Raw genomic sequence first — 26525 nt, 5'->3', positions numbered from 1 at the left:
TTGCTCTTTTGCCATTCCGCTTCGCTCCATTTTGTGGCAAAAGTGCAACTTAAAAACCACCGTTTATCGCGGCGTTATACGTGTCAAGAGGCGCACATATGAATAGAGTTGGGATTCTCGCCTACGGATCTTTAATCGAAGATCCAGGCACGGAAATTAAGCCGCTTATTAGCGAACGGAAAGAAAAGGTCGAAACTCCATTCTCGATAGAATTTGCTCGGTCTAGCTCTACGCGCGATGGCGCGCCCACAGTCGTTCCTGTCGAAAGCGGTGGAAGTTCCGTACATGCCACAATCCTTATCTTGGATGCCGCTGTCAGCTTAGAGAAGGCGCAAGACTTGTTGTGGCGGAGAGAGACAAGAAACGAAACTACCAATAGGCATTACACACCTCCAGTCGAGCCAAACCCAAACAGAATGGTGGTGGAGAAGCTGGATAATTTCACGGGAATCGACGTTGTAATCTATACGAAGCTTGGCGCCAATATCACAGATCGAAGTGCCGCTAAGTTGGCTGATCTTGCAATCAAAAGCGCGAAGGAAAAAGCTGGGAAAGCCGGGAAAGATGGTATCAGCTACCTTCTTTCGGTAAAAAGGCAAGGTATTTCAACTCCACTGATGAAAGAGTATGAAAACGAAATACTACAGAAGACTAATACGTCAAGTCTTGAAGGTGCATTAAGGTGGTGTTGTGAGAAGAACGTATAACCAAGCCATTAAATACGCTCCCTTCGGTCGCCGGACCTCGTTTCACTCGGCCGTTTATGGCGGGCGTTAAATTTCAAGAGGTATTATGAAACGCATAGTTTTAGTTCTAATGTTCTTCTCCTCTATAGTAAATGCTGATGGCTTTCTCGGCTTCTATACCACAGACAGCTATCCTGTCGACAGGTGTAAGGTTGTATCAACAGAGTCTATGTACGCATTCAGCACAGTAGGAACGTACAACCAATATGTCGATGATAGGCATTCGTATTTGAACGAAATAGATGAAAATTCCCTGAGAAAAACTATATACGAAAAAGCTTTGCGTAACGGGTACAACGCTATATTAGGCTACCGATTTAACGTATACGGCGGATTTTCTGGCCATCAAGGAAAGGTCGTAAATAACTCCTTGGGGGTCGGCATATATAGGGCGACAGCTCTAGGTGTGCCAGTAAAAATTGTATGTAAGTAGTTGAATAAGCACAGGACTATCGGGAGTAGCTATGTTTAACAAAGCCGTGCACCGGAGGCCAGAAGCGTCGCTGACGCGCCACTTCTGGCCCGGATGACGGCAACGTTATGAGTAATAGCTATGCCAACTATCGGTAAACTTATCGAAGAAAAATTAGCTGGTGACGAAAGCAGGGTTCTAGAGCTGTTTACCACTGATGAAGTTTTTGACGAGTTTACTGGTGATGGCTGGCACTATTTCGAGCCAAATACATTTGATGGCTTTTATCTCGTAAAAGCTACTTATGGTTATGCTTGCTACAATCAGGATCGAGGAGCAAAAAGTAACACCAAGTCATTCTCCACTATCCAAGAAGCATCCAGTTATTATTTTGAAGCGGCGGGGTATCTCGGTAAGCCTGGGGGTGAAACTCATACAAGGCTCTGTTGTCGCCACGTCCGTGGCTGGGACGGCTTACGCGTTGCTTCAGCCGCCCCAAAGCTTAGCGTTTATGTAAACCCATGGATCAACTAAAACGGAGAGGTCGTGAATGAAAAATTCAAAAGTGTTTATGATTTTAGGAATTGTACTTCTTTGTAATGGCGTTCTTTTTGGAATACTGAGCCTTACTTTCGATGGTGGTTATTTCATGGGAGTTAGCGTTGGCGCTATAGGTTCTGGATTAGCGCTAATTTCGGTGCATATCTGCAAGGTCAAAAATGACGGAACCGAAAGTGATCAGAGCACATAACAATCATAATCATGTTCGTGCAAATGGACCTCCGCACGCTGGGCGCTCCGGCTTATGTTACGGGCATTATGCACTCTAAGGAGAATTGTATGGGATGGGCGTTTTTAGTAGTGGCCGGGCTTTTTGAAATTGTATGGGCCGTTGGCCTTAAGTATACCGACGGTTTCACTAAGCTTTGGCCTTCGGTATTTACTATTGCGGCTATGTGGATAAGTTTTGGCTGTCTGTCATACGCTTTGAAAACCATACCCCTCGGCAATGCTTACGCCGTCTGGACTGGTATCGGGGCTGTTGGCGTTGCTGTTGTCGGTATTATTTGGTTTAACGAAGTCGCAGATTTGAAACGAATTGCTTGTATAGGCCTTATCATTGCTGGGATCGTGGGGTTAAAAATTATGGGCTCGGGCTCCAACCTTGCATAACCAAACGCACCAGTACGTGCCTATCGGCGCCTTACGGCCACTGATCTTATATCACTTTCACGGACAGCAACTCACTGTTCAATTAATTTGAAGTCCTGTGTCTGAGTGGATATTAGGGCTTAAAAGCTTCGAAAACACCAAATGGCAATTCGTTGCACAGAAATCGTCCTGCGGTTCCCCTGTGAGTTTGCCGCTTGAGCGAGAGGAGATCCCGAAGTATATGGAAAATATAGAAATACCCGATGAAGCGAAACAGGCACAGTCAGTCGTTGAAGGCGTGCTTGGTGAATCTGTTATCGGTATTTATCTCTTCGGCTCTGCCGTCGTTGGTGGTTTGAAGCGCGACAGCGATGTAGATATTTTGGTCGCAGTCTCGGAATCGCCGACCTTTGAGAAAAGGAAGGTCTTGGTATTTCAGTTAATGAGCGTATCCGGAAAGATTGGAAATCCACAAGCCATCAGGCCACTAGAGTTAACTGTGATAACGGTTTCTGATGTCATACCTTGGAAGTTTCCTCCTCGGGCTGAGTTTGTCTACGGTGAATGGTTGCGAGAGGAATTCGAAGCTGGAAGCGTTCCAGGACCAGTCTGCGATCCTGATCTTGCCATTGTTCTGAAAAAAGTGATCGATAACAGCTTGCCGTTGTGTGGAAGCCATGCAGAAAAGGTCTTCGATCTGGTGCCAATGACTGATATCCGCAGGGCCATCCGTGATTCTTTGCCCAATCTTCTGGCTGATACGGCGGGAGATGAACGCAATGTCGTTCTGACCCTGTCACGTATGTGGCTGACCGCTGCGACCGGCGATATTGCTCCAAAAGATGCGGCTGCGAAATGGACGGAAAAGCAGGCACCTCCTCATTACGGAGTGCTACTGAAGTATGCGCGGGAAGGTTATCTGGGGCTGATTGAGGACCGCTGGGGTAAACAGGAAGGTTTTGAAGCACTTGTTTCCTATATGAAAAGCTCGATCGAGGAGTGCTTGGATGCGTCAGAAGTGTCTTGACAATCTTTGGCGCAGGTACTTATTTTCCGCTGCGCTGAGAGTTTTCCTGAGCTTTGGGCGTTAGCAACTTGAAAGGTTTTTCTCTATGAACCTCTATAGTGATGAAAAATCATCGACGCTGTGTTAAGTCATTATCCTGAATCTGTTTTCGATATTTTTACCATTTTCGTAAAACTTTAACGGTGGGAAGGAAAAGTGCTTCAAATCATGATAAGGAAAGCCTGCTTAGATGATGAGGAATATCTTGAGAGGTATCTACAGAAGGTTGTTTGCGAGAACCTTCCAGTTTTATATGCTAAAACGGAGCCACCCTCTTTGGAGAAAGTGGTTGACTTTATAAGGAGCCACTTTAACCCAAATAAATTGTTACTCGTTGCTGTAAATGATTGCGGTCAAATAATCGGAATGTTAGACGCAAGTGTAGATAAAAATTCACAGAGGTCGCACTGCGCCAGTTTTGGCATGTCAGTTTTGAATGAGTTTCGTCGTCAGGGTGTTGGTCGTTCCCTGCTGGATGAGTTGTTTGTATGGTCCGAGAAAAACCGATTAAAACGCATAGAGCTTGAGGTTTTTTCAAACAATTTTCCAGCTATAGAGCTATACCGTGAAACGGGTTTTGCAGTGGAGGGCATAAAAAGGGAGGCTGTTCGAGTTGAGTCTGACTATATAGATATAATTTGCATGGTGCGCCGTAGTGATTAACAATTCTGCTGATCGCAGCCAGGTTTCTGTGCGGATGCTCTCAGCTGATATTGATTGTTGTTGTGCAGATCCACTCGATAATCCTATGTGATTACAGCGGTGTTGGTTGATAGGTGTATGTAGTGATAGATAAAGATATTAGAAGGAGTAATGGATTTGACCTGTTCCCTCAGAGAAAATAAATATTTGGCGATGTTCTGGGGCTCCCTTTCGATAGCTATAGCTAGTGTGGGAATTTATTCTCTTTTTACTCCCGGAAAGTATTTGGTCGTATCATTCATTGGTTTGTCTGCGATCCTTTTTGGTTTGGCACGGCAGCGTACAAAGTACCGTTATAATCCAGAGAAATTTCGTAATCTGGCGCGTAATATCGCATTTTTAGTGGTTTTCTCATCTGTGCTTGCCGTTACAACAATGAGTAATTCTTATGTACTTTAATGAAAACCTTTCGGGAGCTGAAGGTTTCGATTTGGTGGCCGGGGCTTATGATCACGCTAGGCCAAGTTACCCGGAAAAATTTTTTGAGAATATTAATCCAGGTGTTACGTTGGAGATTGGTAGTGGCTCAGGTCAGGCTACTGTGGGCTTGCTGAAAGTCTCCAGCCGCATTGACTGCGTGGAGCCTGGCTCTAATTTTTGTCGGCGTCTCAGAGAGAAGTTCTCGTCGAACAAAAATGTAACTGTTATTAATGAGACGTTTGAAGAGTTTAAACCAGACAGAGAATATGACCTGGTTTTCTCCGCGAGCGCACTTCACTGGGTTCGGAAGCACGTAGCGTATTCGAAAATAAGACAATGCTTGAAGCCCGGTGGAAAGCTGGTGGCAGTATGGCATCAACCTCGGTTTTCTGAGCAGGTGTACGCCGCTATTGATGCAACCATTGGGCAGGTACTTCCCGATTTTTACATACCCAGAGGCACCCATGAAGAACTCGCGCTTTTTGAACAAGGATTTCGTGATTTTGAAGCACAAAACCTGTTCTCTAATTGTGAGATGGAGGTTGTACGGAACGAGAGGCATGTGGAGAGGGAGCTTCTGGCCAATCTTGTTTGGAGCTACGTTAATGTGAAAGAGCTCAGTGACCCGGGCTCGGTGAGATCCGAATTTGATGGGAAAATACTGAAGCTAAATGAGTCGGACTGCTTTGTCATTGATTTTTACTTGAGCAGTAGAGGAGAGGCTGTCTAACTGGCTGGACAAAGTTAAAAATGAAAGATGAAATCAGCTTTAAGGGTGTGCATCCTTATGAAGTCGATGACGCTTATGATCTGTACAAGCAGTGCCTGTTTGGATTTATTGATCAAACATTCGGATGGGACGAGGCGTTTCAGAGAGACCGTTTCCGATCATCCTATTCTTTAGAAACGCTGTTTTGGCTGAATGACGGAAGTGGACGCCGTATTGGGTTGGCTTGTTTTAGTAAACTTGAAGTGGCCCTGCATTTGTCTTTGTTTCTGTTGTATAAATCTTTCCAGGGGGCAGGCTTGGGAAGCCAAATCATGGAGAAGTTGGAACGTTCGGCTGGTCTCGACGCTAAAGTCACTCTTTCAACGTTTAAAGTTAATAAAAGAGCCATCTCGTTCTATCAGAAACTTGGATACCGAATCGACGGGCAGGACGAGAATTTTTATGAAATGAAAAAAACGTTTGTCCTGTTCATAATAATTCGGTGATCAAACGTCTAAAGTTCTAGGCGCTGGAGCGTGCCGAAATAGCTAAATGGTCGTGAGTGTGGATGCGTTTATATTGTAGTGCCTGGATTGTATGTACCCTAACTAATTGATTTTTAAGATATGTCATGTTTCTGTCACCAATAAGTCGTGGCGATTGACACAGATGTTGGCCCATAGTGTCTTCTCGCGAGCAGCTAAAGGATATGTGTAAATGATGGTAAGAAAGTTAAGGCTTCAAAGAGGCTGGTCTCAGGATCAGCTGGCTCAACTCAGTGGGCTGAGCGTTCGCACTATCCAGCGTATTGAGCGTGGGCAGAAGGCGGGCCTTGAGTCGTTGAAGTCCTTGGCTGCTGTATTTGACGTTCAAGTCGTTGATCTGGAAAAGGAGGTAGCCATGACCACAGATCAAGAATGCTTTGACGAAGAGAGAAGAGTTATTGAGTATGTGAGAGATTTAAAAGGTTTTTACTCACATTTGCTGATCTATATTGTGGTGATTAGCGGGCTTTTTGTATTTAATTTCACAGTGTCTCCCGAATTTGTCTGGGCCAAGTGGGTTGCATTCGGTTGGGGAGTGGGGGTAATTTCTCATGGTTTGAGCGTATTTGAGATTTTTGACTTCTTCATGCCCAACTGGGAAAGAAAGCAGATCGAGAAGAGACTCGGGAAGAAGTTATAGGTGCGACTTTATATGAGTAACAAGACATTCAGCCTGGTAAAGGGCTACGCGTTTCGGTTTGAGGATGAAGGGCGGGTTATTGAGGCCTGGTTCAGTGCGTTGTCCGGGCGTGAAAAAGTATTTGTTAATGGCGAGATGGTTCTGTCCCAGACAAACCTCTCTAAACAGTCATCGAAGACGTTCCGCATTGGTGAGAATGACTACTCGATAACACTGTATATTGAGAGTCTGCTAAATGGCCCGGTGGTTTGTACGCTGGCCAAAAACGGCAAGGATTGCCAGAGGCAAAGGCTGATTTTTCCGCAAAGAAAGTCCCGTCTGGGGCGGTTTGGTGTAGCCCTGAATCTATTGTTTTTTATTGTTCTGGGTATCGTTGCTGGATTTGCAACGGCCTATTGGCAGCTGCCTGCTCACTGGAGCTATGTCGCCGTCGGGTTACTCGTGGCCGCCGTGGTGATATACCAGATCAATAACATCCGTCACTTAGAACCCGTCATAGAAAACGAAACCGGCCGGAGCTGAGCCCCGGCCACGATACTTACTTCACATGCCCCAGATGCTTCTCAATCACCTGAAGCACCGGTTTAAACACCTTCGGTGTACCACACACAATATGGCCCGTTTCCATATACGCCTTACCGCCACGGAAATCACTCACCAGGCCGCCGGCTTCCTTCACCAACAGCACGCCAGCGGCGAAATCCCACTCATTCAGGTGCATTTCCCAGAAAGCGTCATAACGGCCAGCGGCCACATAGGCCAGGTCCAGTGCGGCTGAGCCAGCGCGGCGAATGCCCGAGGTCTGACCGGCCAGCTCGGCCACACAGGTCAGGAACGGCTGAATCTTGGCGTAAGCCGGTCCGTCGAATGGAATCCCGGTGCCGAGCAGGGCGCCTTCCAGCCCACGGCGCGAGGAAACGCGAATGCGGCGACCGTTGAGCGCCGCACCGCGGCCACGGCTGGCCGTGAATTCTTCCCGTTTGATCGGGTCCAGCACCACGGCGTGTTCCACCTGGCCTTTATAAAAGCAGGCGATGGAAACAGAAAAGTGGGGCATGCCGTGGACAAAGTTGGTTGTGCCGTCGAGAGGGTCGATGACCCAGACGTAATCGGGATTGTTCCCTTGGGTTGTGCCGCTTTCCTCACCCCGGAAACTGTGGTCGGGATAGGCTTTGCGCAACACTTGAATGATCGCCTGTTCGGCACCGCGATCCACCTCGGTGACGAAGTCGTTGGGGCGCTTGGTTTCCACCTTCACGGTGTCGGGGCGCCCATAGGCGCGTTCAATCAGTTCACCGGCTTTGCGCGCCGCGCGCAAGGCCATATTCAGCATGGGTTCCATAGGGCAATCAGTCTTTTGAGCAGTGGGAAAGAACGGGGCGAGGGCGAGCCTCGCGAAGGCCGCACAGTATAACGGCAAGCGTCGGCCCCCGCCAGCGTTGAGCGCGGTGGATTCGGGCCTCTGGCGAGGTGCGTTCGTGCTAGAATGCGCGCCTTTATTTGGGCACCCCTGTTTTCGAGAGGCTTTTATGAGCGCCAACCCCTTCGACAATATTCGCATTGTGCTGGTGAACACCTCGCACCCCGGCAATATCGGCGGCGCGGCGCGGGCCATGAAAAACATGGGGCTCTCCCGCCTGTATCTGGTGGAGCCCAAGGAATTTCCCTCGGAGAAAGCGCTGTGGCGCGCCGCTGGCGCCCTGGACGTGCTGGATAAGGCCGTAGTGGTGGAATCCGTGGAGGAGGCGATTGAGGGCTGTGGGCTGGTCGTCGGCACGAGCGCTCGCGAGCGCCGTATCCCCTGGCCGCTGGTCGATCCGCGTCAGTGTGGTGAGCGGTGCTGGCAAGAGGCGGGAGAGCACGACATTGCCTTGCTGTTTGGCCGTGAAGACCGTGGGCTTACCAATGAAGAGCTGCACAAGTGCCAGTATCACGTGCATATTCCCGCCAATCCGGAGTACAGCTCCCTGAATCTGGCCACCGCTGTCCAGGTGCTTTGCTATGAGCTGCGCATGGCGTCGCTGTCGGCTCAGGAGGGTGGTCCGCTGGGGCGCACCGAGTGGGATATGCCGCCCGCTAAGAGCGAGGCGCTGGAGCGTTATTTCGAGCACCTGCAGGAGACGCTGGAAACCCTGGGCTTCCTGACGCCGGACAACCCTCGCCAGACCATGACGCGCCTGCGTCGCCTGTACCACCGCATCCGTCCGGACGAAATGGAGTTGAGCATCCTGAGGGGCGTGTTGACGGCCACGCAGAACTACATTTACCACACGGATCAGAAGCTAAAAACGCTGGAGGCGGCGTCCGGCGGGGAAAAGCGCTTGGATAATGAGGAATAGTTGAGTAAAATACTTGGTTATAGGAAGGGGCCTGGCAAGTCCGGGTTCTGGTACTGAGTATGGGGCGGCGCGAGCACCCTCGGCAACGATAGGCGAATCCAGGCATGAGACTTACCACCAAAGGTCGCTACGCGGTCACCGCAATGCTGGATCTGGCTCTGCACAGTGAACAGGGACCGGTCAGCCTGGCGGACATCTCCCAGCGACAGGGCATTTCCCTGTCGTATCTGGAGCAGCTGTTTGCCAAACTTCGGCGCCAGAAACTGGTGTCCAGTGTGCGCGGGCCGGGTGGAGGTTATCGGCTGGCCGAGCCACTGGAAGGCATTTCTGTTGCGCAGGTGGTGGATGCGGTCAGCGAATCGCTTGACGCCACCCGCTGCGAAGGCAAGGGCGATTGCCAGCACGGCGAGGTCTGCCTGACGCACCATTTATGGGAAGACCTCAGTTCCCAGATTCACCACTTCCTGAACGAAATTTCCCTGGCGGACCTGGTGGCGCGCCGGGACATCCAGGCGGTTCGTGCGCGCCAGGACGATCACCAGCGCATCAGCGCCGAACAGATTGCTTGCACGCAAGTGTAATTCAGACCGACCGGAGGCGACTACGTCGATGACAGACAGCGCAATTCGCTCGCCCGTGTATCTTGATTACGCGGCCACCACGCCGGTGGATCCGGTGGTGGCTGAGCGTATGGCGGCGTGTCTGACCCGGGAGGGTAATTTTGCCAACCCGGCGTCCCGCTCCCACCTGTACGGCTGGCAGGCGGAAGAAGCGGTGGAAAATGCCAGGCAGCAAGTGGCTGACCTGGTCGGGGCGGACCCGCGCGAAATCGTGTGGACCAGCGGTGCCACCGAAGCCGATAACCTCGCATTGAAGGGAGCCTGGGAGGCGTGGCGGAGTCGCTCAGGCGAGCAGTTTCCGAATGGTGGGCATATTGTCGTGTCGGCCATTGAGCACAAAGCAGTGTTGGACCCGGCCGAGTGGCTGGAGGCGCAGGGCGTCGCCGTGACTCGCCTGGCGACCGATCGGCAGGGACGCGTTTCACCGGAAGCGCTTCGGGACGCACTGCGTGACGACACCTTTTTGGTGAGCGTGATGCATGTCAACAATGAGTTGGGCAGCGTCAATGATATTGCGGCACTGGGTGCCGTGTGCCGGGAACGCGGCATCCTGTTTCATGTGGACGCCGCGCAAAGTGCGGGCAAGTTGCCCATCGCGGTCGGCGACCAGTGTGTGGACCTCTTGTCCCTGTCGGCGCACAAAATGTACGGCCCCAAGGGCATTGGCGCGCTGTACGTGCGTCGCCATCCCGACGTACGTATTGCCGCACAGATGCACGGCGGCGGTCACGAACGCGGTATGCGCTCCGGTACATTGCCGACGCACCAGTGCGTGGGCATGGGCGAAGCCTCGGCGCTGGCGGTGGCAAGGCTGGACAGCGATCCGGTGGCCATCGCGGCTCTGCGCGACCGGCTTTGGGAGGGCATTCGGCATTTGCCCGGCGTGCAGCTCAACAGCGAGCTGGACAGTACCGCCTGCGGCCATTTGAACGTGGCGTTTGGTGGGTGCGATGGGGAAATGCTGCTGTTGTCTCTTCGCAAGATGGCTGTAGCGACCGGCTCGGCGTGTACATCGGCCAGCCTGGAACCGAGTTATGTGCTGCGGGCCGTGGGCCTGAGTGATGAGCTGGCGCAATCGTCACTGCGGATCAGTCTCGGACGGTGGACGTCCCGGGAAGAGGTGGATTTTGTGGTACAGCACATTCGCGACATTGTGCCCCAGTTACAGCGCAAGCGCGCCTGAGCGAAAGCAGTTAATCAGTTACATTAAAGGCGCCGCAGAGCGCTGACTGAAAGAATTCATGAACCGTTTTTAGCGAACTCACTCCGGTAACGGAGGCAGAGGTGATTAAATGGCTGAAGAGCAAGTTGAAAAGCTGATCAAGCGCGAATACGCCGCCGGCTTCCACACACTGGTGGATACCGACACGTTGCCGCCGGGCTTGAACGAAGACGTGGTGCGCTTTATTTCCGCCAAAAAGGGCGAGCCCGAGTGGATGCTCGACTGGCGCCTGCAGGCGTTTCGCGCCTGGGAAAAAATGGAAGAGCCCAACTGGGCACACGTGGATTATCCACCGGTGGACTTCCAGGCGCTGTCCTACTTTTCCGCGCCGAAAAGCATGGAAAACCGCCCCAAAAGCCTGGACGAAGTCGACCCCGAGCTGCTGCGCACCTACGAAAAGCTGGGCATCCCCGTGCACGAGCAGGAAATGCTCGCGGGCGTCGCCGTGGACATGGTGTTCGACTCGGTGTCTGTGGTGACCACCTTCCGGGAAAAGCTCAAAGAAGCCGGCGTTATCTTCTGTTCCATCAGTGAAGCAGTCCATGAGTACCCGGAGCTGATAAAAAAATACCTTGGTACCGTGGTGCCGCAAAAAGACAACTACTACGCGGCGCTGAATTCGGCGGTGTTTTCCGACGGCTCTTTTGTGTACATCCCGAAAGGGGTGCGCTGCCCCATGGAGTTGTCGACCTACTTCCGGATCAATGAGCAGAATACCGGACAGTTCGAGCGCACGTTGATCGTGGCGGAAGAGGGCGCTTATGTGAGCTACCTCGAAGGCTGCACTGCGCCCATGCGCGATGAAAATCAGCTGCACGCGGCTGTCGTGGAACTGGTAGCGCTCGACAATGCCGAAATCAAATACTCCACCGTGCAGAACTGGTACCCCGGTGATGAGAACGGCAAGGGAGGAATCTACAACTTTGTGACCAAACGCGGCGTTTGCCATACCAGTGCCAAGATTTCCTGGACGCAGGTGGAAACCGGTTCAGCCATTACCTGGAAATACCCGAGCTGCATTTTGCGGGGTGACAACAGCGTCGGCGAGTTTTACTCGGTGGCGTTGACCAACAATTTCCAGCAGGCCGACACCGGCACGAAGATGATCCACATCGGCAAAAACACCCGGTCCACGATTATTTCCAAGGGAATTTCCGCCGGGCGCAGCTCCAATGCCTATCGCGGGCTGGTGCGTATGAACCCCGGTGCCGAGGGCGCGCGCAACTACACCCAATGTGATTCGCTGCTCATCGGTGATCGCTGCGGTGCTCACACCTTCCCGTACATCGAAAGCAAAAACCCGACGGCGGTGATCGAGCACGAAGCCACCACCTCCAAAGTGAGCGAGGACCAGATGTTCCTGTGCCAACAGCGCGGTCTGGACCCGGAAAAGGCCGTCTCCATGATCGTGAACGGCTTCTGCCGCGAAGTGTTCAAGGAGTTGCCCATGGAGTTCGCCGTGGAGGCCGGCAAACTGCTGGAGGTGAGCCTGGAAGGCTCTGTTGGGTAAGGCATCCACTGATACAAAACCGAACATGCGTTTTTAAAGAGATTGGAAACCGAGATTATGCTGACCATTAAAGACCTGCGTGCCAGCGTGGAAGAGAAAGAAATCCTCAAAGGCCTGAATCTGGACATCAAGCCGGGCGAAGTGCACGCCATCATGGGCCCCAACGGCTCTGGGAAAAGTACCCTCGGCAATGTGCTGACCGGCCGTGAAGGCTACGAAGTCACCGGCGGCAGCGTAAATTTTCTCGGCAAGGATCTGTTTGATCAGGAGCCTGAGGAGCGTGCGCGCGAAGGGTTGTTTCTGGCCTTTCAATACCCGGTGGAGATTCCGGGCGTCAGCAATATGGAATTTCTGAAAGCGGCTGTGGACGCGCACCGTGAACACCTTGGCGAAGAGGCCATTTCCTCGGTGGACTTCCTGAAGTTGGCCCGGGAAACTTGCAAGGCGGTAGACCTCGACCCCTCGTTTCTCAAACGCGGTGTGAACGAAGGTTTCTCCGGCGGTGAAAAAAAGCGGAATGAGATTCTGCAAATGATGCTGCTCAAACCGAAGCTATGCATTCTCGACGAGACTGACTCGGGCCTCGATATCGACGCCCTGCAAGTGGTGGCCAATGGGGTCAACGCCATGCGTGCGGAAGACCGCAGCTTTCTGGTGGTGACTCACTACCAGCGCCTGTTGAACTACATCGTGCCGGACAAGGTACATGTCCTGGCCGGTGGACGAATTGTTAAATCCGGCGGCAAGGAACTGGCCCATGAGCTGGAAGCCAAAGGTTACAGCTGGCTCGAAGAGGGGGTGGCCTGAGCATGAGTGATTTTCAGCAGCAGGCGCTTCAGTTGGCGGGGCAGCAGGACACGCCGGAGTGGCTGGCGGACGTGCGGACGACCGGCGCGCGGCAATGGCTGAAAACGCCCTGGCCGACCCGTAAAACCGAACACTGGAAATACACGCCCCTGGCCCCGCTGCAACGCAGCGGCTTCCAGGAATGGGCGGGCCACACCGCCGACTGGCAGAATCAAATTGAGTTTCTGGAGTTGGACGCCACTCGCCTGGTGTTCGTCAATGGCCACTTTGATGCCGAAGCCTCCAGTGCGGAATTGCCCCCCGAGATCGTGCGCTTTGGCAACGCGAATGCCGAACAGCAAGCGGTCATTGCCGAGCATCTGGGGCAGATCGTCGACAGCGAGCAGCATTTGTTTGCCGCGTTGAGTAATGCCTGGGCGTCGGAAGAGGGCGTACTGCTTCACGTGCCGGCCAACGCCGTGTTGCGCAAGCCGTTGTACATCGTGCATGTGTCCACACCGACCGGCACACCGGCCACCGCGAACCAGCGTGTTCTGGCGGTGTTGGGTACCGGGGCGCAAGCCAGCGTGCTGGAACATTTTGTGTCCACCGATGAAACCCAGGATGGCTTCGTCAACAGCCTGACGGAAGTCAGCCTTGGCGACAATGCGCACTTGCATCATTACCGCATCAATCTGGAAGAAGAGCATTTGCTGCACGTCGGGGGTGTTCACGCCAATCTGGCACGCAGCGCGCAGTTGCGCGGGTTTACCATTGCCCAGGGCAGTCGGCTCAAGCGCATTGATTACCAGGTGAATCATCGCGGTGAAGGGGCGCACCTGGATTTGCAGGGTATATATTTACCGCGCAACAACCAGTTTGTGGACTACCACACCAATGTGCAGCACTGCGTACCGCACTGCACCACGAACGAAGTATTTCGCGGCATTATCAGTGATTCGGCCCACGCGGTATTCAATGGCCGGATTCACATTCACCAGGACGCACAGAAAACCCTGGCGGAGCTGAGCAACAAAAACCTGCTGACCTCGCCCAAGGCGGAAGTGGATACCAAGCCGGAGCTGGAAATCTACGCCGACGATGTTAAATGTGCGCACGGTGCAACGGTCAGTCAGCTGAACAAAACCGCGCTTTACTACCTGCAGTCGCGCGGCATTGGTCGCGACGAAGCGCAGGTCATGTTGAGTTTTGGTTTCATTAACGAGTTGTTGCAAGAAGTGGCCGAGCCGTCCGTTCGGGACTATTTGGGCGCGCGGTTGGCCAAACTGTTCAGCGTGGATGAAACGCTGTTGAAGCATGTACAGCTCGAGCAGTGAGTTTTTTATGAATAAAGCGGAAAGTACAGACACCACTCGCCACTTCGATGTGGACGCCGTGCGTCGGGACTTCCCCATTCTGCAAGAGCAGGTGAACGGGCATCCGCTGGTGTACCTGGACAACGCCGCCACGACGCAGAAGCCGCAAGCGGTGATCGATGCGATCAGCCACTACTACCTGCACGACAACAGTAATGTGCATCGCGGTGCCCACGCCTTGGCTGATCGGGCCACGCGAAAATTTGAAGGCGCGCGCGACACGGTCGCGACGTTCCTGAACGCGCCGGCCCGCGAGCAGATCCTGTGGACGAGGGGCACCACGGAAGGAATTAACCTGGTGGCCCAGAGCTGGGGGCGCAGCCAGTTGCAACCCGGTGACCGGGTGCTGGTCTCTGCCATGGAGCATCACTCCAATATCGTGCCTTGGCAGATGGTGGCCCAGGATACCGGCGCGCGCGTTGAAGCCATTCCGGTCGATGCAACCGGAACACTGGATCTGGTGGCGCTGCAAGCGCTGCTGGCCGAGGGGCACGTCCGGATGGTTTCCGTCGGGCATGTGTCCAACGCCTTGGGCACAGTCAATCCGGTCAGAGAGATCGTCGAGCTGGCCAAAGCGGCAGGTGCATTGACGCTGATCGACGGTGCCCAGGCGGTCAGTCACTGGCCGGTGGATGTGCAGGCGCTCGATTGCGATTTTTATGCGTTCTCCGCACACAAACTGTTTGGTCCCACCGGCATTGGTGTCTTGTACGGCAAGCGCGAATGGCTGGAGGCAATGCCTCCCTATCAGGGCGGTGGGGAAATGATCGAAGCGGTGAGCTTCCAGGGAACGACCTACGGCGCGTTGCCTTACAAATTTGAAGCGGGTACGCCAGATATTGCGGGTGCCATTGGCTTGGCGGCTGCCATTGATTACCTGAACGGGCTGGACCGCGATGCGGCCATGGCTCACGAAAAAGCGTTGCTGGCCTACGCCGAGGAAAAGGCAAAGGCCTCCGAGGGCATCACCCTGGTGGGTACAGCGGCCGAGCGTGTGAGTGTGCTCAGCTTTTTGGTAGAAGGCACCCACCCAAATGATCTCGGTTTTCTGCTGGACCAGCAGGGGATTGCGGTGCGCACCGGCCATCATTGCGCCCAGCCCATTATGGCGCAGTATGGTATTCCCGGCACAGTGCGTGCCAGCATCAGTTTTTACAACACCTTCGAAGAGGTGGATCGGCTGTTCGAGGCGCTGGAAAAAGCCCGGCAGTTTTTCGGTTGAGCCCGTTTTCCATTTAACACAGGAGCAGAGTGAGATGGCAGTAGAGTCTTATGATCCCACTCGCCAGGCCGTGGTGGTCACGCCAGCGGCCGTGGAGCACTTTCGTCGCCAGTTGGCCAAAGAGGAGAAATCCCGGGCCGTGCGCTTGAGTGTGAAAGAAAGTGGCTGTACCGGCTTTATGTACGTTGTTGATCTGGTTGAGGATGGACGGCCCGGTGATGTGTACTATGCCTTGTCGGACGATGTCGCCCTCTATATAGACCCGGAAAGCCTGTCGGTCGTCACCGGCACCGAAATTGATTACGTGCTGGAAGGCGTCAATCGCCAGCTTAAATTCATTAACCCCAATGCCCAGGATTACTGTGGCTGCGGTGAAAGCTTTAGCGTGAACTGACCGGCCGATGACTGAACGACGCATGGTGGTGACTCAGGCGGACTGCCCGGCCCGCCGAGTGCCCGATGGCACCCCGCTAACCATTCCCCAGGATACGTTCGTTACCATTACCCAGTCGCTGGGTGGTAACTACACGTTGACCTATCACGGCCAGATGGTGAGGGTCGATGGCACTGATGCCGCCGCTCTGGGGTTGGAACCCCAGGTGCTGGACTTTCCCGAACCGGCAGGCGATGGCATTTGCGAGGATCAGGTATGGGAAGCGCTGGGAACGGTCTATGATCCCGAGATTCCGGTGGATCTGGTTAATCTTGGGCTCATATACCGCCTGAATATCGAGCAAGGCACCGGTCGGGTTGATGTCTCCATGACCCTGACCGCCCCCGGCTGCGGTATGGGGCCGGTTCTGGTCGGCGATGTAGAGCGTCGGGTGGCCAAAGTGCCGAATGTCCGTGACGTGGTGGTCGATCTGGTATTTGATCCGCCCTGGAGCCGGGAAATGATGAGCGAAGAAGCCCAGCTTGAAACCGGCCTGTTTTTCTGAGGAAGTATAGAGCCCATGCCTGAATTGACGCCCAACTCGAAATTTGGCACCGAGATCACCGCCGACGATATTGTAGAAACCCTCGGTTTTTTTGATACCTGGGAGGATCGTTACAAGTACATTATCGATCTGGGCAAAGAGGTGCCTGCCCTGGAGTCGGCCCAGCAAATCGAAGAGAATCTGGTGCGGGGCTGTCAAAGCCAAGTGTGGCTTGTCCACCGCGAGGAAGGCGGGCGACTGTACTTTGATGCCGACAGCGATGCCTTTATCGTGCGCGGGCTGCTCGGTGTGGTTCTGGCCGCCTATAATGGCAAAACGCCCGAAGACGTGCTGGCGTTTGATATTGAAGGCTATTTTCACGAACTCAACCTGCTAAAGCACTTGAGCGTTACCCGAGGCAATGGTTTGCGCGCCATGGTGGCCCGCATCCAGGAAATTGCCCGTCGGAGCTGAAACCCGGCAACAGGGCTGATGAGGTTGGGGTGGTTTATAGCCGCAACCCGCGTATAATTCCCGCATTTCTCCGCGTATGGCGGAGTCCAACAACAACGAAATTCAATCTGTGATTTGACCCGTGGAGTGAGCAATGCCAGAGCAACAAACCCTCTCGATCATCAAGCCGGACGCGGTACGGAAAAACCTGATCGGCGAAATTGAGAGCCGTTTTGAGCAAGCTGGCCTCAAGATCGTGGCACTTAAGATGATCACACTGTCGTCCGAAAAAGCCGAGGGCTTTTACGCCGAGCACAAAGGCAAGCCGTTTTTCGACGGACTGGTAGAATTTATGACCTCCGGACCCGTCTGCGTACAGGTGCTGGCGGGTGAGAACGCCATTGCCCGCAACCGCGAGTTGATGGGCGCGACTAATCCGGCGGACGCCGCGCCGGGTACATTGCGGGCCGATTTTGCCGAAAGCGTGTCGATTAACGCCGTCCACGGCTCTGACTCGCCAACCTCCGCCGAGCGCGAGATTGCTTATTTTTTTGAAGCCGATGAAATTTTTGCCCGCTAGGTCGCCTGAGACTCGCGCCGCAAACCGTTTGTCGGAACACAGACCCACAGGTTCAACGTCATGACTGCTGCCACCGCTACCACCACCGATACGCCTCCCGCTGAACAAGCGGCGCGCGTTAATTTGCTCGGCTTGCCCGAGTCAAAACTGGTGGCTTTTTTCGAGACGCTGGGTGAGAAGCGCTTTCGCGCTACCCAGGTGTTGAAGTGGATTCATCAGCGCGGTGCGGAAAACTTCGACGAGATGACCAATATCAGCAAAGTGCTGCGGGAAAAGCTCAAGGCTCACGCGGACATTCGCGCACCCGAGGTGATTCAGCAACTCGATTCCCGCGACGGCACTCGCAAGTTTCTGATCCGTGTCAGCGGCGGCAGTGTGGTGGAAACCGTATTTATCCCGGAAGGGGAGCGGGGCACCCTGTGTGTGTCGTCCCAGGTGGGGTGTTCGCTGGATTGCAGCTTTTGCGCCACGGGCAAGCAGGGCTTTAACCGCGACCTGACCGCCGCTGAAATTATCGGCCAGGTCTGGATTGCCGCCAAATCGTTTAACCAGCTCAGCCCCAACGGGCCGCGCAAAGTCACGAACGTGGTCATGATGGGCATGGGTGAGCCACTGCTTAACTTCGACAACGTCGTCGATTCCATGAACCTGATGATGGATGATAACGCTTACGGTATCTCCAAGCGGCGCGTCACGCTCAGCACCTCCGGCGTCGTCCCGGCGCTGGACCGCCTCGGACAATACACCGATGCCTGCCTGGCCATCTCCCTGCACGCGCCCAACGATGAGCTGCGCAATGAGCTGGTTCCCATCAATAAAAAATACCCGATCGCGGTGCTGCTCGACTCGGCCAAGCGCTATATCGACGGGCTGCCGGATACCCATCGGCGTATTACCATTGAGTACACCCTGATTGACCACGTTAATGATCGCCCGGAGCATGCGCACCAGCTGGCAGAGCTGCTGAAAGATGTGCCGGTCAAGATCAATCTGATACCGTTCAACCCCTTCAAGTTGTCGAATTACAAGCGGGTGAGCAACAATGCCATGCGCCGCTTCCAGACCATTTTGATGGAAGCGGGTTATATCACGACCATTCGTACCACCCGGGGTGACGACATCGATGCGGCTTGCGGGCAGCTGGCGGGCACAGTCAATGACATCACCCGTCGCAGTGAGCGATATCGGTCCCGTTTTGGGGAAAGAGCCGAGGGAGAGAACGCCGACCATCGGCCCGATGAACTGCAAACTGTGAAAATCATCGCACCGTCACCCTGACTGTGCGCAGACCGAGAGGCGGGCAGCAATGACCAGATCACTCAGTACAGCGGCCATGAGGTTTGGGCGAGTGTACGTTGTTTCTCTGATGTTGTTGGGTATCGTGTTGGGAGTGTCCGGGTGTGTCACTCAGAACTCCGGCCCGGATGTGGATCGCAAGGCCGCACTCGATACGCATTACCGTCTGGCTATGGCGTACATCGAAAACCGCAATCGCGAATCCGCCCGTCACCACATTCAGAAAGCCTTCGAGCTGGAACGGAATTCGCCCAGAGCCTATGCCGCTCAGGCCATGTTATTCCAACTGGAAGGTGAAATGGAGCGGGCGGAGGCCAGCTTCAAGCAGGCGCTGCGCCGCGACAGCGGTTTTTCCCAGGCACGGAATAATTACGGTGCTTTTTTGTACCAGCAGGGCCGTTATGAAGAAGCCTACGAGCAGTTTTCCATCGTCAGTGAAGACCTCAATTACGACAGTCGCGCGCGGGCGCTGCTGAATCTCGGTCGCTCGGCATTGGAGCTGGGGCGTGAAGCCCGGGCCAGAGCGGCGTTTGAACATGCCTATATGCTGGATCGTCGCCTGGCTTCAGTGCTGGTTGAACTGGCGGATATCAGCTTCCGGGAACAGGAGTACGCCGAGGCGAAGCGTTACCTGGACCAGTACACGGAAATCGCGGGTCAATCAGCCCGCACGCTACTGTTGGGAATCAAAATCGAGCGGATTTTTGGCAACAAGGATAAGGAAGCCAGCTACGTACTGGCGTTGAAAAATCGCTTTCCCTATTCCGAAGAGTATCTGGAATACAAACGCGACATGATTCAATGAGGTCCTGATGTCAGCCGAAGAGAATACACCTGATTCCGAGGTGCCGGACGCAGAGCCGACACCGCAGCCCGGCGCCATGCTCAAAGCCGCTCGTGAGGACGCCAAACTGAGCGAAGAGTACGTGGCACGCGAAATGAGTATGACCGTGACCAAGGTGCGCGCCCTGGAAGCAGACGACTATGAACGGCTGCATTCCGATATTTTTATTCGGGGATACCTGCGCACCTACGCCAAGCTGTTGGGTATGGACCCGGCGCCTGTTCTGGAGGCCTATCAGGCACACCGGCGCGCGGCCGGTTTCGGCGACGGGCCGGAAGAGAGTCCGTTGCAGATCAATGTGCCAGCGCAGAATCGCTCCTTGTGGAAATTCGCCATCTGGATTCTGTTGTTACTCGCCGGCATCTGGGCGCTCTCGGTATGGTTTCTGGGCAACCGTCCCATGTCATCGGAACCGGTGGGCTTTGCGGAGCCGATGGATGAAGCGCCTTCTACCCGTTCCTCCGCCACCTCAGGCGAAGGCGCCATTGAAGGGACGGCGACCCAGACTGCTGCGGTGACCAACCTTGATTCGGCCCCGGTTTCTGAGACCGCTGCTGCAACCCGCACCGTTGAGGACCGTGGTGAACCCTCGGCGTCCGATGCCGCTGGGCCTGCTCCCAACATGACGACTGACGCGGCGCGAGAGGAGATCTCCGCCGCAAGTTCGGTGCCTGATAATGTAGAACCCCTTGCCGCTAGCCGGGCTGCTGAGCCTGCCGCCGAATTCGAAGCGGCTCTGGATGAATTGCAGTTAAGTTTCAGCGATGAATGCTGGGTGGAAGTCACGGACAGTCGCGGTGACGTGCTGGAAACCAACCTGTTCCAGGCAGGTCGGGACCTGACCCTGAATGGTGAGGCGCCCTTTACCGTCAAGCTGGGCAACTCCTCGGCTGTGGATGTCGTGCTGAATGGCGAGGCGTTCGAGTTCACACCCCCCTCGAATGGCCGGTTAATGACGCTGACCGTCAGCGCTAACCCCTGATCTGATTTCACAGGATTTTTCTATGCACAGTGAATCGCCGATAAAACGTCGTCAGTCCCGCCAGATTATGGTGGGCAACTTACCCGTGGGTGGCGGCGCCCCGATTTCCGTGCAAAGCATGACCAACACCGACACCATGGACGTGGCCGCTACCGTCGAGCAAATTCAGCGCCTGCAACTGGCCGGTGCGGATATCGTGCGCGTGTCGGTGCCCACCATGGAGGCGGCGGAAGCCTTCGGCAAAATCCGTCAACAAGTCGAAGTGCCTTTGGTGGCCGATATCCACTTTGATTACCGCATCGCGCTGCGGGTAGCGGACCTGGGCGTAGACTGTCTGCGCATTAACCCCGGCAATATCGGTCGGGAGAAACGCATTCGCGCCGTCGTGGACAAGGCCCGCGATCTGGGCATCCCTATTCGCATCGGTGTCAACGCGGGTTCCCTGGAAAAAGACCTTCAGAAAAAGTACGGAGAACCAACGCCGGAAGCACTGGTGGAATCCGCGCTACGCCATGTCGATATTCTCGATCAGCTGAACTTTTACGACTTCAAAGTGAGCGTGAAAGCCTCTGACGTGTTTATGGCGGTGGGCGCCTATCGGCAACTGGCGAAAGAAATTGATCAACCGTTGCACCTGGGTATTACCGAGGCCGGGGGCCTCCGGTCCGGCACGGTGAAATCCTCAGTGGGATTGGGTGCGCTGTTAATGGACGGTATCGGCGATACTGTGCGGATTTCACTGGCAGCGGACCCAGTGGAAGAAGTGAAGGTTGGTTGGGATTTGCTCAAAAGCCTGAAGCTGCGCAATAAGGGCGTGAACTTTATCGCCTGCCCGAGCTGCTCGCGCCAGAACTTCGATGTGATTAAAACCATGAACGAGCTGGAACAGCGCGTAGAAGATATCACGGTGCCGCTGGACGTCGCGGTAATTGGCTGCGTAGTGAATGGTCCGGGTGAGGCGAAAGAGGCCGATCTCGGCCTGGCGGGCGGCACGCCCAACAATCTGATTTATATAGACGGTGCGCCCAGCCAGAAACTCGGCAATGAGGATCTGGTGGACAATCTCGAGCGACTGATTCGCGAGAAAGCCGAGCAGAAAAAGATACGTCTGGAAAAAGACAAAGAGAATGTCATTGCCCGGGCGTGAGCCCGGCAACCGAAAACACCATACATACACCCCACACGCACACTCCGCACGTAGAATGCCTACGCGTAGAACAGAACGATTTAGGGATACACTTTGAAAAAGCTTCAAGCCATTCGAGGAATGAACGACCTGTTACCGGACGACTCCGGGCAGTGGCAATACCTGGAAGACGTACTGAAGACGATTCTCCAGCAATACGGTTACCGGGAAATTCGCTTTCCCATTGTTGAGAGCACCGAGCTGTTCAAACGCTCCATTGGTGAAGTGACCGATATCGTCGAAAAGGAAATGTACACCTTCGAGGATCGCAACGGCGATAGCCTGACGCTGCGCCCCGAGGGCACGGCCAGCTGTGTGCGCGCCTGCGAGCAGCACGGCTTGCTGTACAACCAGACTCAGCGGCTCTGGTATACCGGCCCCATGTTTCGTCACGAACGCCCGCAGAAAGGGCGCTACCGCCAGTTCCACCAACTGGGTGTGGAAGTATTCGGGATGGCTGGCCCGGATATCGATGCTGAAGTCCTACTGTTGAGTGCCCGTATTCTGCGTGACCTTGGCGTGGCCGACCAAGTGACGTTGCAACTGAACAGCCTGGGCAGCAGCGAGGCCCGCGCCCGCTATAAGGACGCGCTGGTGACGTTCTTAAACGGTCACAAAGAGTCGCTGGATGATGACAGCCTGCGCCGTTTGGACAGCAACCCGCTGCGCATTCTGGACAGCAAAAACCCGGAGACACAAGCCCTGCTGGATGGCGCGCCGGTATTGCTGGATTACCTGGATGAGGACTCCAAAACGCATTTTGAACAATTACAGACCATGCTTCGCGACGCGGGTGTCTCGTTTGAGGTCAACCCCAGACTGGTTCGCGGCCTGGACTATTACGGCAAGACCGCCTTTGAGTGGGTGACCGACGCGTTGGGCGCCCAGGGCACCGTCTGTGCGGGTGGCCGCTACGATGGACTGGTCGAACAGTTAGGGGGCAAACCGACGCCGGCCATCGGGTTTGGCATTGGCCTGGAGCGCCTGTTGCTGTTGTTGCAGGCCACCGGCCAGATGCCGGAAGGGCTGGATCGTCACATACAGGTCTACCTGGTGGCCGTGGGTGAGGTACAATCACGGGCTTTGACCCTGGCTGAACAGTTACGCGACGCCCTGCCGGGCTTGCCGTTGCTCACACATTGCGGTGGCGGCAGCTTTAAAAGCCAAATGAAAAAGGCGGACCGCAGTGGCGCGGAGCTGGCCCTGATCCTTGGTGAGGAAGAGATGGCCAACGGGCAGTTAACGCTAAAGTACCTGCGTGAAGAGCAGCCACAGCAGACATTGAACGTCGATGACGTTATTCAGCTGTTGCAGGAACGCTGGCCGGAGTATTGTCTGTAACCGTTCGGGCCCGAGTATTCAGATTTTTTGATATTGCACAATAACAGGAGCACATCGTGAGCGATCATCTGACCGAAGAAGAACAGCTTGAGGCGTTCAAGCGCTGGTGGAAGGAAAATGGCAAGTGGATCGTGGCGGCCATTGTGATTGCCGCTGGCGGGTATTTTGGCTGGACCAGCTATCAAACGCAGCAACAGGAGTCCGCCGAAGCCGGTTCTGCGCTTTATACGGAACTGTTGGATACTTTGGCGGTCGACGAAGGCGAAGCGATATCCGATGAAAACCGTGCCCGCGCCGTGGAATTGTCCGAGCAGCTTAAAGCCGATTACAGCGATAGCGCCTACGGTGTGAATGCGGCTTTGATGCACGCCCGGTGGGCGGTGGACGAAGGCGATCTGGAAACGGCGGCCGGGGAGCTGCGCTGGGTGCTGGATCAGGAGCCGGAAGCGGCCGTTGCACAGTTGACACGGCTGCGCCTGGCCAGGGTTCTGGCAGGGCAGGGCGAGTTGGACGGCGCGTTAAGCGTGCTTGACGAAGCGTCCCCGGCCCAGAGCCTGGTGTCTCAATATGCCGAGGCACGTGGTGATGTGCTGGCAGCTCGCGGCGACAATGACGCCGCCGCCGATGCTTACCAGAGTGCTATGGAATCGCTGGATGCGCAGCAGCAGAATCGTTACAGGCTGCTGCAAATGAAACTCGATAATGTCCGGCCGGTTGATGTCAGCAATGCACCGGCCACCGAGGAGAATGCTTCATGAGGTTACGCGCACTAGCGCTTTGCGGCCTGTTGTTGTCCACGATGTCAGGTTGTGCACTGTTTTCGAAAGAAGACGGTACAGAGCCAGTGGATCTGGTGGAATTTGAACCCTCGGCCAAGGTTGACGTTGTCTGGCGCAGCGGCGCGGGCGACGGCACCGATGGTGCGGTGGTGAAGCTACAGCCAGCGCTGGATGGTGATCGTTTGTACACGGCGGATACCGATGGTGAGGTCTACGCCTTTAACCGCGAAAACGGCAAGCGCTTGTGGCGCGTCAAGACGCGCGATCCCATTACCGCCGGGATCAGCAGCAATCAGGGCATCCTTCTTTACGGCACCGGCCAGGGCGAAGTCGTGGCGTTGTCCAATGAAAACGGTGAAGAGTTGTGGCGTACCATGCTGACCAGTGAAGTGCTGTCGGTGCCGCAAACCAATGGCCGCATAGCCGTGGCGCAAAGCATGGACGGGCAGTTGTATGCACTGAACGCGGAAAATGGCGAACGCCTGTGGCGGTACGACAGTCCGCCTCCGGTACTGACGCTTCGCGGTGCCGCTACGCCTCTGGTGACCGATTCGGCGGTGATCGTCGGTTTCGCGACTGGCAAGGTCATGGCGTTTAACCCCAATAACGGTCTGGTGCTCTGGGAGCGCCGCGTGGCGCTGCCCCAGGGGCGCTCTGAAATTGAACGCATGGTGGATGTGGATGCCGCTCCGCTGCTGGTGGACGACGTCATCTACACGGCCTCGTTTCAGGGCAATGTAATGGCGCTCAGTCGCAACAGCGGGCGGGCAATCTGGACACAGGAGGCCTCAACGCACCGTGATCTGGCCGTGGCCGGACGGACGCTCTATCTCTCGCAGGCCGACAGCGTGGTATGCGCCTACAGCACCAGCACCGGCGAAATACGCTGGGAGAACGATCAAATGCTGCGTCGCCACCTCAACGGCCCCCAGGTGCTGGGCGATTATGTGGTGGTCGGCGACTATGATGGTTACCTGCATTTCCTGAATCGCTCGGATGGCGAATTTGCCGCTCGTAAACGCATTGATCGGGGCAGTATTTCCGGCACAATGGTCAGCAATGGTGACACTCTGTACGTATTGGCGGATTCCGGGCGTCTGGTGGCGCTGCGAATCGAGTCAATCAACGACGAGGAGTAGGCCCGCCCTGCTCGCCGCAGGCGAAGCCCGAAGGCTTCGCCTGTTGCTTCTCTTCCACTTCTTTCCCCTGTATAAAATCTCGCCAATCCGCTATCCTAGGCGCCTTTGCTCTCACCAACCCCCGATACCGCTTTTATGATTCCAGTCATTGCCCTGGTGGGCCGCCCCAATGTGGGCAAATCCACACTCTTTAATCGCCTGACTCGCAGTCGCGACGCCCTGGTGGCCAACTACGCCGGTCTGACCCGGGATCGCAAATACGGCGAAGCTGAGGTGGACGGGCGGCGCTTTATGGTGATCGACACTGGCGGGATCAGCGGCGAGGAAGAAGGCATCGACAGCGTGATGGCCGGCCAGTCGCTGCTGGCTATCCAGGAAGCCGACATTGTGTTGTTTATTCTGGACGCCCGAGCGGGTCTGACAGCAGCGGATGACATGATTGCCCGTCACCTGCGGGTGCAGAACAAGAAAACCTATCTGGTGGCCAACAAAATTGACGGCGTAGATCCGGATCTGGCACTGGCGCCGTTTTACGAGCTGGGCCTGGGCGAGATTTTTCCCACCACGGCGACGCACGGTCGTGGCGTCAAAACCATGATGAGCCAATTGGTGGAAGATTTACCGCCGCCGCAGGAAGACGAAAGTTCGCCCGTGGAGCAGGGCATCAAGATTTCTGTTGTGGGGCGCCCCAACGTGGGCAAATCCACACTGGTGAACCGCATGCTGGGCGAAGACCGGGTGGTGGTTTACGATCAACCGGGCACCACTCGTGATAGCGTTTATATTCACTATGAACGTTTTGAAAAGCATTACACGCTGATCGATACGGCGGGCGTTCGTCGGCGCAAAAATGTGTCGGAATCCGTGGAAAAATTCTCCATCGTCAAGACTTTGCAGGCGATTGACGACTCCCATGTGGCCATTCTGGTGATGGATGCGAGCGAAGGCGTGGTGGATCAGGATTTGCACCTGATGGGCAATGTGCTGGATGCCGGTCGAGGTTTGGTGGTGGCGCTGAATAAGTGGGATGGTCTGGAGGACGGTCACAAACAATACGTGCGCAATGAACTGGAGCGCCGGTTGCGCTTTGTGGATTTTGCCAACATCCATTTTATTTCCGCACTGCATGGCACGGGCGTCGGTCATCTGTATGAATCCGTGGAGAGCGCCTATCGTTCCGCCACGGAGAAGTTTTCCACCAACTTCCTGACCCGTGTGCTTCAAGACGCCGTTCGTGAACATCAGCCGCCGATGATTAACGGGCGTCGTATCAAGTTGCGTTACGCGCACCCCGGCGGCCACAACCCGCCGATTGTGGTGATTCATGGCAACCAGACCGCCTCCGTGCCCAATCACTACGCGCGCTATCTGGAAAAAACCTTCCGGCAGGTGTTGGGCCTGGAAGGTACACCGGTGCGTATTGAGTTCCGCTCCAGTGATAACCCCTATGCCGACCGCAAGAAGCCGAAAAACAATGGTGGGCGCAGCAAGCTCAGCAGTGCAACCAAGGATCGTCGGCGTCCGCGCAAAGGCTCATAAGC

General features: G+C 55.1%; 31 protein-coding genes. 30 read left to right on the top strand and 1 reads right to left on the bottom strand.

Annotated features, from left to right (window positions below; all coding sequences use genetic code 11):
* Window positions 1-98: 98 nt before the first annotated feature.
* From ACQCLF_RS13200 to ACQCLF_RS13150, 11 genes are all read left to right on the top strand, one after another.
* Window positions 99-707, top strand: coding sequence for a hypothetical protein (locus ACQCLF_RS13200; RefSeq protein ID WP_426988020.1), 609 nt, complete (start codon window positions 99-101; stop codon window positions 705-707).
* A 592-nt stretch (window positions 708-1299) separates the two neighbouring features.
* On the top strand, window positions 1300-1692 hold the full coding sequence (locus ACQCLF_RS13195) for a hypothetical protein (protein ID WP_426988018.1): 393 nt from the start codon (window positions 1300-1302) through the stop codon (window positions 1690-1692).
* 16 nt (window positions 1693-1708) lie between these two features.
* Complete coding sequence (locus tag ACQCLF_RS13190) at window positions 1709-1909, top strand: hypothetical protein (protein WP_426988016.1); 201 nt, start codon at window positions 1709-1711, stop codon at window positions 1907-1909.
* A gap of 89 nt (window positions 1910-1998) precedes the next feature.
* Window positions 1999-2331 carry a quaternary ammonium compound efflux SMR transporter SugE gene (gene sugE / locus ACQCLF_RS13185; RefSeq protein ID WP_426988015.1) on the top strand — a complete coding sequence of 111 codons (333 nt, stop codon included), beginning with the start codon at window positions 1999-2001 and terminating at the stop codon, window positions 2329-2331.
* A gap of 220 nt (window positions 2332-2551) precedes the next feature.
* Complete coding sequence (locus tag ACQCLF_RS13180; RefSeq protein WP_426988013.1) at window positions 2552-3337, top strand: aminoglycoside adenylyltransferase family protein; 786 nt, start codon at window positions 2552-2554, stop codon at window positions 3335-3337.
* 207 nt (window positions 3338-3544) lie between these two features.
* The gene (locus tag ACQCLF_RS13175) at window positions 3545-4039 is read left to right on the top strand and encodes an N-acetyltransferase family protein (protein ID WP_426988011.1); all 495 of its coding nucleotides are present in this window, start codon (window positions 3545-3547) and stop codon (window positions 4037-4039) included.
* Between the two features lie 150 nt (window positions 4040-4189).
* Window positions 4190-4477 carry a hypothetical protein gene (locus tag ACQCLF_RS13170; protein WP_426988009.1) on the top strand — a complete coding sequence of 96 codons (288 nt, stop codon included), beginning with the start codon at window positions 4190-4192 and terminating at the stop codon, window positions 4475-4477.
* The gene (locus tag ACQCLF_RS13165; RefSeq protein WP_426988007.1) at window positions 4467-5228 is read left to right on the top strand and encodes a class I SAM-dependent methyltransferase; all 762 of its coding nucleotides are present in this window, start codon (window positions 4467-4469) and stop codon (window positions 5226-5228) included. Before ACQCLF_RS13170 ends, ACQCLF_RS13165 begins: the two co-directional genes overlap by 11 nt.
* Before the next feature lie 20 nt (window positions 5229-5248).
* Window positions 5249-5713 carry a GNAT family N-acetyltransferase gene (locus ACQCLF_RS13160; RefSeq protein WP_426988005.1) on the top strand — a complete coding sequence of 155 codons (465 nt, stop codon included), beginning with the start codon at window positions 5249-5251 and terminating at the stop codon, window positions 5711-5713.
* Between the two features lie 211 nt (window positions 5714-5924).
* Window positions 5925-6392 (top strand): 2TM domain-containing protein, encoded by a 468-nt coding sequence (locus tag ACQCLF_RS13155; RefSeq protein WP_426988003.1) that lies wholly within the window; start codon window positions 5925-5927, stop codon window positions 6390-6392.
* Between the two features lie 12 nt (window positions 6393-6404).
* Window positions 6405-6914, top strand: coding sequence for a hypothetical protein (locus ACQCLF_RS13150; RefSeq protein WP_426988001.1), 510 nt, complete (start codon window positions 6405-6407; stop codon window positions 6912-6914).
* Window positions 6915-6930: 16 nt separating this feature from the next.
* On the opposite strand, the gene ACQCLF_RS13145 is transcribed toward ACQCLF_RS13150, so the two are convergent.
* On the bottom strand, window positions 6931-7734 hold the full coding sequence (locus ACQCLF_RS13145) for an inositol monophosphatase family protein (RefSeq protein WP_426987999.1): 804 nt from the start codon (window positions 7732-7734) through the stop codon (window positions 6931-6933).
* A gap of 187 nt (window positions 7735-7921) precedes the next feature.
* Here ACQCLF_RS13145 and trmJ point away from each other — a divergent pair, with 187 nt between their 5' ends.
* From trmJ to der, 19 genes are all read left to right on the top strand, one after another.
* On the top strand, window positions 7922-8731 hold the full coding sequence (trmJ, locus tag ACQCLF_RS13140; RefSeq protein ID WP_426987997.1) for a tRNA (cytosine(32)/uridine(32)-2'-O)-methyltransferase TrmJ: 810 nt from the start codon (window positions 7922-7924) through the stop codon (window positions 8729-8731).
* Between the two features lie 104 nt (window positions 8732-8835).
* Window positions 8836-9312 (top strand): Fe-S cluster assembly transcriptional regulator IscR, encoded by a 477-nt coding sequence (iscR, locus tag ACQCLF_RS13135; protein WP_426987995.1) that lies wholly within the window; start codon window positions 8836-8838, stop codon window positions 9310-9312.
* A gap of 28 nt (window positions 9313-9340) precedes the next feature.
* Window positions 9341-10534, top strand: a complete 1194-nt coding sequence (locus ACQCLF_RS13130) for an IscS subfamily cysteine desulfurase (protein WP_426987993.1) — start codon at window positions 9341-9343, stop codon at window positions 10532-10534.
* Between the two features lie 109 nt (window positions 10535-10643).
* Entirely contained in the window at window positions 10644-12083 is a 1440-nt protein-coding gene (sufB, locus tag ACQCLF_RS13125; RefSeq protein WP_426987991.1) for a Fe-S cluster assembly protein SufB, read from the top strand.
* Between the two features lie 57 nt (window positions 12084-12140).
* Window positions 12141-12890 (top strand): Fe-S cluster assembly ATPase SufC, encoded by a 750-nt coding sequence (sufC, locus tag ACQCLF_RS13120; RefSeq protein WP_426987990.1) that lies wholly within the window; start codon window positions 12141-12143, stop codon window positions 12888-12890.
* 2 nt (window positions 12891-12892) lie between these two features.
* The gene (sufD, locus tag ACQCLF_RS13115) at window positions 12893-14206 is read left to right on the top strand and encodes a Fe-S cluster assembly protein SufD (protein ID WP_426987988.1); all 1314 of its coding nucleotides are present in this window, start codon (window positions 12893-12895) and stop codon (window positions 14204-14206) included.
* A gap of 7 nt (window positions 14207-14213) precedes the next feature.
* A complete protein-coding gene (locus tag ACQCLF_RS13110; protein WP_426987986.1) occupies window positions 14214-15467 on the top strand; it encodes an aminotransferase class V-fold PLP-dependent enzyme in 1254 nt (417 codons plus the stop codon).
* A gap of 34 nt (window positions 15468-15501) precedes the next feature.
* Window positions 15502-15861 (top strand): HesB/IscA family protein, encoded by a 360-nt coding sequence (locus ACQCLF_RS13105; protein ID WP_426987984.1) that lies wholly within the window; start codon window positions 15502-15504, stop codon window positions 15859-15861.
* Window positions 15862-15868: 7 nt separating this feature from the next.
* Window positions 15869-16405 carry a putative Fe-S cluster assembly protein SufT gene (gene sufT / locus ACQCLF_RS13100; RefSeq protein WP_426987982.1) on the top strand — a complete coding sequence of 179 codons (537 nt, stop codon included), beginning with the start codon at window positions 15869-15871 and terminating at the stop codon, window positions 16403-16405.
* Window positions 16406-16420: 15 nt separating this feature from the next.
* Window positions 16421-16858, top strand: a complete 438-nt coding sequence (locus tag ACQCLF_RS13095; RefSeq protein WP_426987980.1) for a SufE family protein — start codon at window positions 16421-16423, stop codon at window positions 16856-16858.
* A gap of 133 nt (window positions 16859-16991) precedes the next feature.
* Entirely contained in the window at window positions 16992-17417 is a 426-nt protein-coding gene (gene ndk, locus ACQCLF_RS13090; RefSeq protein WP_426987978.1) for a nucleoside-diphosphate kinase, read from the top strand.
* Window positions 17418-17477: 60 nt separating this feature from the next.
* Complete coding sequence (gene rlmN, locus ACQCLF_RS13085) at window positions 17478-18695, top strand: 23S rRNA (adenine(2503)-C(2))-methyltransferase RlmN (protein ID WP_426987976.1); 1218 nt, start codon at window positions 17478-17480, stop codon at window positions 18693-18695.
* Between the two features lie 28 nt (window positions 18696-18723).
* Window positions 18724-19518 (top strand): type IV pilus biogenesis/stability protein PilW, encoded by a 795-nt coding sequence (gene pilW / locus ACQCLF_RS13080; protein ID WP_426987974.1) that lies wholly within the window; start codon window positions 18724-18726, stop codon window positions 19516-19518.
* 7 nt (window positions 19519-19525) lie between these two features.
* Window positions 19526-20539: a RodZ domain-containing protein gene (locus ACQCLF_RS13075; protein ID WP_426987972.1), complete on the top strand. Its 1014-nt coding sequence runs from the start codon at window positions 19526-19528 to the stop codon at window positions 20537-20539.
* Between the two features lie 22 nt (window positions 20540-20561).
* A complete protein-coding gene (gene ispG / locus ACQCLF_RS13070; protein WP_426987970.1) occupies window positions 20562-21686 on the top strand; it encodes a flavodoxin-dependent (E)-4-hydroxy-3-methylbut-2-enyl-diphosphate synthase in 1125 nt (374 codons plus the stop codon).
* Window positions 21687-21779: 93 nt separating this feature from the next.
* A complete protein-coding gene (gene hisS / locus ACQCLF_RS13065) occupies window positions 21780-23066 on the top strand; it encodes a histidine--tRNA ligase (protein ID WP_426987969.1) in 1287 nt (428 codons plus the stop codon).
* A 56-nt stretch (window positions 23067-23122) separates the two neighbouring features.
* The gene (locus ACQCLF_RS13060) at window positions 23123-23824 is read left to right on the top strand and encodes a YfgM family protein (RefSeq protein ID WP_426987967.1); all 702 of its coding nucleotides are present in this window, start codon (window positions 23123-23125) and stop codon (window positions 23822-23824) included.
* The gene (gene bamB, locus ACQCLF_RS13055; RefSeq protein WP_426987965.1) at window positions 23821-24984 is read left to right on the top strand and encodes an outer membrane protein assembly factor BamB; all 1164 of its coding nucleotides are present in this window, start codon (window positions 23821-23823) and stop codon (window positions 24982-24984) included. The genes ACQCLF_RS13060 and bamB overlap by 4 nt, the downstream gene beginning before the upstream one ends.
* Before the next feature lie 135 nt (window positions 24985-25119).
* Window positions 25120-26523, top strand: a complete 1404-nt coding sequence (der, locus tag ACQCLF_RS13050; RefSeq protein ID WP_426987963.1) for a ribosome biogenesis GTPase Der — start codon at window positions 25120-25122, stop codon at window positions 26521-26523.
* The last annotated feature ends 2 nt before the right edge of the window (window positions 26524-26525 follow it).

Origin of the sequence: Marinimicrobium sp. ARAG 43.8 (assembly GCF_050113635.1) — a bacterium.
Taxonomy (GTDB): Bacteria; Pseudomonadota; Gammaproteobacteria; order Pseudomonadales; family Cellvibrionaceae; genus Marinimicrobium.
This window is presented reverse-complemented; position numbering and strand designations above follow the sequence as displayed.